At 69.7% G+C, this 7,296-nt stretch carries 9 protein-coding genes; 4 read left to right on the top strand and 5 right to left on the bottom strand.

What is annotated here, in order from left to right; translation table 11 throughout:
• Window positions 1–128 precede the first annotated feature (128 nt).
• From KBX08_RS23630 to KBX08_RS23620, 3 genes are all read right to left on the bottom strand, one after another.
• The gene (locus tag KBX08_RS23630) at window positions 129–545 is read right to left on the bottom strand and encodes a VOC family protein (protein ID WP_210785577.1); all 417 of its coding nucleotides are present in this window, start codon (window positions 543–545) and stop codon (window positions 129–131) included.
• A gap of 91 nt (window positions 546–636) precedes the next feature.
• On the bottom strand, window positions 637–1,011 hold the full coding sequence (locus KBX08_RS23625) for a cupin domain-containing protein (RefSeq protein ID WP_210785576.1): 375 nt from the start codon (window positions 1,009–1,011) through the stop codon (window positions 637–639).
• Window positions 1,012–1,191: 180 nt separating this feature from the next.
• A complete protein-coding gene (locus KBX08_RS23620) occupies window positions 1,192–1,689 on the bottom strand; it encodes a YcxB family protein (protein ID WP_210785575.1) in 498 nt (165 codons plus the stop codon).
• 93 nt (window positions 1,690–1,782) lie between these two features.
• Between KBX08_RS23620 and KBX08_RS23615 the strand changes: the two genes are divergently transcribed.
• From KBX08_RS23615 to KBX08_RS23605, 3 genes are all read left to right on the top strand, one after another.
• Complete coding sequence (locus KBX08_RS23615) at window positions 1,783–2,742, top strand: PaaX family transcriptional regulator C-terminal domain-containing protein (RefSeq protein ID WP_210785574.1); 960 nt, start codon at window positions 1,783–1,785, stop codon at window positions 2,740–2,742.
• Between the two features lie 282 nt (window positions 2,743–3,024).
• Window positions 3,025–4,239, top strand: a complete 1,215-nt coding sequence (locus tag KBX08_RS23610) for a cellulose binding domain-containing protein (RefSeq protein WP_210785573.1) — start codon at window positions 3,025–3,027, stop codon at window positions 4,237–4,239.
• Window positions 4,240–4,339: 100 nt separating this feature from the next.
• Window positions 4,340–4,930: a DinB family protein gene (locus KBX08_RS23605; protein WP_210785572.1), complete on the top strand. Its 591-nt coding sequence runs from the start codon at window positions 4,340–4,342 to the stop codon at window positions 4,928–4,930.
• Between the two features lie 109 nt (window positions 4,931–5,039).
• On the opposite strand, the gene KBX08_RS23600 is transcribed toward KBX08_RS23605, so the two are convergent.
• Together KBX08_RS23600 and KBX08_RS23595 are read right to left on the bottom strand one after the other, a co-directional pair.
• The gene (locus tag KBX08_RS23600) at window positions 5,040–5,183 is read right to left on the bottom strand and encodes a hypothetical protein (RefSeq protein WP_210785571.1); all 144 of its coding nucleotides are present in this window, start codon (window positions 5,181–5,183) and stop codon (window positions 5,040–5,042) included.
• A 42-nt stretch (window positions 5,184–5,225) separates the two neighbouring features.
• Window positions 5,226–6,263, bottom strand: a complete 1,038-nt coding sequence (locus KBX08_RS23595) for a serine hydrolase (RefSeq protein ID WP_210785570.1) — start codon at window positions 6,261–6,263, stop codon at window positions 5,226–5,228.
• Window positions 6,264–6,360: 97 nt separating this feature from the next.
• Between KBX08_RS23595 and KBX08_RS23590 the strand changes: the two genes are divergently transcribed.
• On the top strand, window positions 6,361–7,230 hold the full coding sequence (locus tag KBX08_RS23590; RefSeq protein ID WP_307850623.1) for a fructosamine kinase family protein: 870 nt from the start codon (window positions 6,361–6,363) through the stop codon (window positions 7,228–7,230).
• Window positions 7,231–7,296 lie beyond the last annotated feature (66 nt).

The raw sequence follows: 7,296 nt of genomic DNA, 5'->3' as shown, positions 1-7,296 counted from the left end.
AGGCGGCCACGAGGTCTCCGGTATGAAGTTCTTGCTTGGTCGCAGAACCAGATACCGGAGACCTCTTCAATTGTCGATCACCGCCACGCCGGGACCTTCACCAGCCACCACGACTCCTGAAACACGCTTTAGTCGAGGCAGAACTCGTTGCCCTCGACGTCCTGCATGTTGAGGCACGACTCGTTCTCGCCGTCGGCGAGCAACAGCTGCCCGCGTACCGCGCCGAGGGGGATCAACCGCGCGCATTCGGCCTCGAGGGCGGCCAGGCGCTCCTCGCCCACGAGCCCGGTGACGACCCGCACGTCGAGGTGCACCCGGTTCTTGACGACCTTGCCCTCGGGCACCCGCTGGAAGTACAGCCGCGGGCCCACCCCCGACGGGTCACTGCACGCGAACCACGAACCCTGCTCGAAATCGACATCGTCCCAGGTGGCTAACCCCTCAGGGGGCGGCGGCGGGACGTACCCCAACACCTCACACCAGAAACGACCGACGCGCACAGGCTCGGCGCAGTCGAATGTCACTTGGACCTGCTTGACCGACATCCGTTCACCTTATGAGTCGCGCTGCCGCCGCTGTCCTGGCACCCCCGGGCGCTGGGGGGTGACGCGCTGGCCACGGCTGGCCGTGGAGATCTCAATCCACCTTGGTGAGAAGTGGTTTCCCCTTCTCGACGACGTACGTGGCCAGTTCGACAGCGATACCGTCGCCAACGTTGCGGGCCTGGTGGTGCACACCGTACGGAACCGTGAGCGCGTCGCCGGGATTGCACACCATGGGTGGCTGCCCCTCCAGCCGATACTCGAGGGTTCCCTGCAGAACGCAGATGATCTCCTCGCCGGGGTGGAAATGCTTGAACGGTGGCGAATCCGGAGTGAACTCCACCCGAGTCTGAATGACCTCTCGCCCGGGGACGCTGAGGTCGTGCCGTTGCAGATCGATCCGCCACAGCCCGGGTGCCGACTCCACCGCGGTGGGGCTGATCCCCTCAGGTCGATCCTTGGTGCTCATGACGGCCTCCTGTCAGGCGTCGGGCCGACGGCCATTACTCGGATTGGTACATCCCCGTCGAGAATAGGTAGCCGCCGACCGTCAGGTGCGGAGATGCCGACACGAAGGGCTCCTCGGTGCTCCTTCGCGACCGGCTCGGACGCGGTAGTCCGATCCCCCAGGGGCCGGCGGCAGGCTGGTTCACCGACGGGGCAGCAGCCCTCGTTCGGTCATGTGGGCGCGCAACGTCTCGGCGTCCTCGGCCGACATCAGCCAGCGCGGGATCACGGTCGCCGGCATTCGGCCCACGTACACGACCCAGAAATCTCCGGCTTCCCGCACCTGGGCAACCCCGTCCCAGGCGATGCCGCCGGACTCCGAGCCGCTGCGCATCATGATGTTGTCATCGGTGATGTCGTAGGCGCCCTCGACGGCGTAGCTACCGGAGCGGCGTCGGGCGCGCGCCAGCACCCACGGCCGGTACAGCATCGACAGCACGCCGGCCACTACCAGCGCGGTCCACAGCGGCGAACTCCGCTCGCCCCACCCGAACCCCCGCGAGACGACGAGACCGATGACCCCGACCGTGGCCAGGACCGCTCCGATGTAGCCGAATCTGCGGAGCCGGACGTTGCCGAGCGCGGCGGCCACCCGGCTCGGGTAGGCGGGATCGGCGGGGACGTCAAAACGGATCTGCACGCCAGAACGATAGTGCCTCCACCCGCCCCGGAAGGCGCCTTGCCCCGCCGCACCGGACATGCCGCGGGTATCCGGGTGCGGCAGTCTGATGAGGTGAACGCCGACGACGTCCGAGTGCCCCGGGCCCAGGCGGGGTCGAGCCCCCAGCATCTGCTGACGACAGTGCTCGGCGAATACCTCGACTCCTCTGACGCCGACCTGCCGTCGACGGCGGTCATCGCGATTCTGCGGGAGTTCGGGATCAGCGAGTCCAGCGCCCGTGCCGCGCTGTCCCGGCTGGTCAAGCGTGGTCTCATTGCGACGCGAAGGAGGGGTCGGTCGCCGGTCTACCACCTCACGCCGCAGGCGATCGCCAAGCACCGCTCCCGGATGCGGCACTTCCTGAACTTCGGCTCCCACCCGGCGCCCTGGACCGGCGAATGGGTGCTGGCCTCCTTCTCCGTTCCGAACGCCGGCCAGGCGTCCCGTCATGCGCTCCGCAGGGCGTTGACCGCACTGGGGTTCGTGGGCCTGTACGACAGTGTGTGGATCCGGCCGGGATCCGACGCCGTGCCGGCGCGCGAGGCGCTGCGCGAGCTGCTGCACCACGTCGGGGGTGCCCGCTGGTCGGTCCTGCACGCCCGGTTCGACGAGGAGGCGGGGCCACACGGGCCGGCCTCCGCGTACGACCTGGCCAGTCTCGCCTCCGCGTACTCGACCTTCATCGAGCAGTACGCGGAGCTGCGGGCAGCCGCGCGCAACGGGAAGGTGGGCCCGGCCCGGGCGCTGGTGGCTCGGACGTCGGCGATGGATTCCTGGCGGAAGTTCGCCGACGTCGACCCGGATCTCCCCCCGCACCTGCTGCCTGAGCCCTGGCCTCGCCAGGAGGCCAGGGAGACCTTCCTGGACATCCACACCACGCTCGGCTCGCTCGCTCAGGCGCGTCTGGTCGAGGTGGCGACGCCGCACTGGCCGGATGCCGGCTTGTGGATCACCCACTTCCAGGCGTCGAGGGATCCCTCACGGCCGGAGCCGACCGGCGGAAAGCACGGCAGCGGCCCACTCGCCGGCTGACGACGTCCCGGCCGGTCAGAGCCGACGATACATTGACACTTTTCGTTGCGACAGTGATAGTAACTGCATACAGCTCCCATCGGAGCGCCTGTAGGGACCGCGGCCGGGCGGTCGCCGGCGCTGAATGAGCGGGCAGCGGCGACCGAGGGCACGGCCGTCGCCCAGGCCGCGACGCGCCCACGTCGACCAGACCCGTGGCCAGCGCTGACCACTGTCGTCGGGGCGCGAGTGACACCACCGCCACCGCGGGGAGCGCCACCGTGACTGTTCCTGGAGGATTCAATGAGAAGGCGAGCAAGGATCTACGCGGGGCTGGCGGCCGCCATCGTCCCGGTCACCTCCGTGATCATGGCGCTCGGCGGGACACCGGCGTCCGCCGCCATCGGCGGGTCCGGCCCCTACCCCGCCGACTACGAAACCTCGGCCACCCTGGCCAACCACACCATCTTCCGGCCGCAGACCCTCCCGTCCGAACGCCTGCCCATCCTCGTGTGGGGCAACGGCGGCTGCTCGGCCAACGGCCTCTCCCAGGGCAACTTCCTTCGCGAAATCGCCTCCCACGGCTTCCTCGCCATCGCCAACGGCGCCCCGAACGGATCCGGCTCCACCACCTCCCAGATGCTCACCCAGTCCGTCGACTGGGCGGTCGCGGAGAACTCCCGGCAGGGCAGCAAGTACTACAACAAGATCGACACGAGCAAGGTCGCCGTCGCGGGCTTCTCCTGCGGAGGCCTGGAGGCGTACGCCGTGTCGAACGACCCGCGCGTCACCACGACCGGCATCTTCAGCAGCGGTCTGCTCAACGACGCCGACGACTACCAGCTCAGGAGACTGACCAAGCCGATCGCCTACTTCGTCGGCGGGCCCAGTGACATCGCCTACCCGAACGCCATGGACGACTGGGGCAAGCTGCCCGCGGGCCTGCCCGCCTTCATGGGCAACCTGAACGTCGGGCATGGCGGCACCTACGACCAGGCCAACGGCGGCGAGTTCGGCCGGGTGGCGACTCTCTACCTCAAGTGGCGCCTGAAGGGCGACGCCACCGCCGGCCGCAACTTCGTCGGCGCCGACTGCGGTCTGTGCCGCAGCCAGTGGAGCGTCCAGCAGAAGAACCTGACACTCGACGACGGCACGCCGCCGCCCACCACCCCGCCCCCGACCACGCCGCCGCCCACCACCCCGCCACCGACCGGCACCCCCGGCTGCACCGCGGCCTACTCCGTCCAGGACCAGTGGAACGGCGGGTTCGTCGCCAACGTCAGCGTCACCGCGGGAACCACAGCGCTGACCGGCTGGCGGGTCACCCTCACCCTGCCGAGCGGCGCGTCGGTCAGCTCGCTCTGGAACGGGGTCAGCAGCGGTACCAGCGGAACCATCACTGTCGCCAACCAGAGCTACAACGGGCGACTGGCCGCAGGTCAGGCCACCAGTTTCGGCTTCCAGGGCACCGGCAGCGGCAGCGGCAGCGGAACCACAGCGAGTTGCACCGGAGGCTGACGCCCCGGGGTAGATCGAGTCGATCGGTGGGCCGGTGCCCCGGCACCGGCCCGCCGGGCCCCGGGCCACCGGGCCCGGCGGATAGGGAAGACTGGCCCGCATGGCTGATCTGAACGATGCGAAGGCCGCGCTGCACCACTACCTCCGGGAGAACCGCGAAGACCTCGTCTGGAAGCTCGACGGGCTCAGCGAACGGGAGGTCAGGCTGCCCCGCACGGCGACCGGCAACAACCTGCTGGGTGCGCTCAAGCATTGCCTCAATGTCGAAGCCGGCTACTTCGGGCCCACCTTCGGTCGTGAATTCCCGACGCCCGACGAACTGGTCCCCATTGCGGCGTTCGACGAGGACCCGCAGGCAGACTGGTACGCCAGTGAGGACGAGACGAAGGACGGGCTGATCGACCTGTATCGCCGGGTCGGCGCGTTCGCCGACCAGACGATCGACCAGCTACCGCTCGACGCGCCGGGGCAGGTGCCGTGGTGGCGGCCAGGTCGGCAGGACGTGACGCTACAGCGGATCATCATCCACGTGACCTGCGATCTCGCCCGGCACGCCGGGCACGCCGACATCATGCGCGAACAGCACGACGCGGCGATCGGCCTCCGGCGGACCAACACCAACATCCCCGACGACTACGACTGGCCGGCCTACGTCAGCAAACTGACGAAGCTGGCCGACCACTTCGGGTGATCGGCAAAGCTGTCGGCGTGCGAGACGACCTCAACCAGATCGAAGCGGCCTTCCTGGGAACGCCACTGGCCGGCCTGCCGATCGGGCACGGACCGTCGGCACCATCCGGTTACTCGGTTGCTGGCCTCGCGGTCTGCGTGACCCCTTCCTGGCGCAGTTCGAGCACGTGGGGCTGGTCGTCGGTCCGGACGAACCAACCCGGTAGCCGGTCCGGCTCGCCCAGCAGCGAGACCCGGTCCCGAGGCAGATCCACGACATCGATCCTCGACCGCGCCCACCGGTGGATCAACTCCCGTCAGCCGGTGGGGCGCGTGACGGTACGAGAGACCTCCCGGATCAGATCGAGCGGTTCTTCGGTCCAGTGGGAGGCGAGGACGAGTTCCCGGGCCGGGTCGACCCACAGCAGGTGTCGTCCGCCGTTGCCCCGGGCGCTGCGGCCGGTCGTCGGGGCTCCGGGCCACGGCACCTGCTCATCGTTGAGCCACCACAGATAGCCGTACTCCCGTTTCACTGGGCACGGGGCCCAGGACTGGTCAACCCACTCGGCACTGAGCAGCCGGGTCCCGGCATGGGTCCCCCGGTCCAGGAAGAGTTGCCCGATCAGGGCCAGGTCCCGGGCCGGGACGATCAGTCCCCCGCCCCAGTGCGCGCCGCCGGAGACCACCTCGACCCGGCGGCCGTCGAGGTCGACGACGCTCGTCCGGTACCCGTGCCATGACCACCGGTCGGAGGCGCCCAGCGGGTCCATGATCCGCTCCCGCAGCACCTCCGGCAGCGACCTGCGAAACAGCAGCGTCAGCGCGTACGCGAGCAGGTTCATCCGTACGTCGTTGTACGCCCACCCCTGGCCCGGGGGTGTGCCGTGCACCTCGGTCCGCTCGCGGAAGCTCTGCGCGTCGACGGCCGTCGGCTTACCCCACAGCTCGCCCTCCCACTGGCTCGACTGCTGCAACAGATGACGCCAGGTGATCTGCTCGTTGTGCGGCCCCCGGAACTCGGGAACGTCGACGACCTGGTGCACCGGTTGGTCCGGCACCAACAGCCCGTCGTCGAAGGCCAGGCCGGCCACCACCGACGCGACCGACTTGGTGACGCTGAACGCCATCTCCGGGACGTCCGGGTCGCCCCAGGCCGCGACCTCCCGACCCCCGACCCGGACAACTCCACTGGCCCCACTGGCAGCAAGCAGCGGACCGACCACCTCGCGGTGACTGGCGTCGGAGACCTGTGCCGCCTGGTAGGTCTCGATGTCGGCGGCGGCCGTCGTCCACCGAGCGCCGAACTCCCGGACGATCCGCTCCAGCCGCTGCTGATCCACCGACACGTCACCCATGCCCAGCAGTGTCCAACACCCCCACCACCGGCGGGGCGAGCCGTGACCAGCCACATAGGATCGGGCGACCTCGTACGCCGGACCTGAGGAGCGTCCCGTGACCCTGCTGGAGCGTCTGCACCTGGCCGGCATGCGTGAGGTCGTCTCGGTGCAGCCGGTGACCGGCGGGCTCGCGGCGCTCGCGGGCATCGCCACCCGCCGGGACGCCCCACCGGTGTTCGTCAAGGGCTTCGCCGACCCGCCGGCCGACGACGTCTTCGTCGCCGAGGCCGAAGGGCTGGCCGCCCTGCGCGAGTTGGGCGGTGTGGCGACACCCGAGGTGATCCTGGCGGATCGCGACGTCCTGGTGCTGTCGGTGTTGCGCGAGAGGCCACGCAGCGAGGCCTTCTGGGAGCAGTTCGCACACCTGCTCGCCCGCCTGCACCTGAGCACGACCCATCCCCGTTTCGGCTGGCACCACGACAACTGGCTGGGCCGTCGCCGGCAGGTCAACACGTGGAACGACGACGGCTTCGCCTTCTTCGCAGAGCACCGGCTGCTGCGTTGGCTCGACGAGCCCCGCGTCGAGGCGGCGCTCGACGCGCAGGACCGGTCGGCGCTGGAACGGCTCTGTTACCGACTGCCCGACCTGCTGCCGGAGCGTCCGGCGTGTCTGACGCACGGCGACCTGTGGGCACAGAACGTCCTGGCCACCGCGGACGGAGAGCCGGCGCTGATCGACCCGGCCGTGTCGTACGTCTGGGCCGAGGTCGACCTCGCGCACGTGTGGTCCACCTCGCCCCCGCCCGAGGCGCGACGGATGTTCGAGGTCTACGCCGAGCTGACCTCGCTCGACGCCGACTGGGAGGCCCGGATGCCGGTCATCCAGCTGCGACAGCACCTCGCCGTGCTGGCCCAGTTCGACGACGACTGGGGCGCGGCCGATCAGATCCGCGCCGTCCTTGCCCCGTTCCGGACGCGATCGTGACCACAGGGCCGGCCGCCGATCGCGGCGACCGGCCCGGCCAGCCGATCCGGTCGACGGTAGCCGAGG

Origin of the sequence: Micromonospora sp. H61 (assembly GCF_018070325.1) — a bacterium.
Taxonomy (GTDB): Bacteria; Actinomycetota; Actinomycetes; order Mycobacteriales; family Micromonosporaceae; genus Micromonospora; species Micromonospora salmantinae.
Note: the sequence above shows the minus strand (reverse complement) of the source record. Positions and strands in the feature narration are given on the sequence as shown.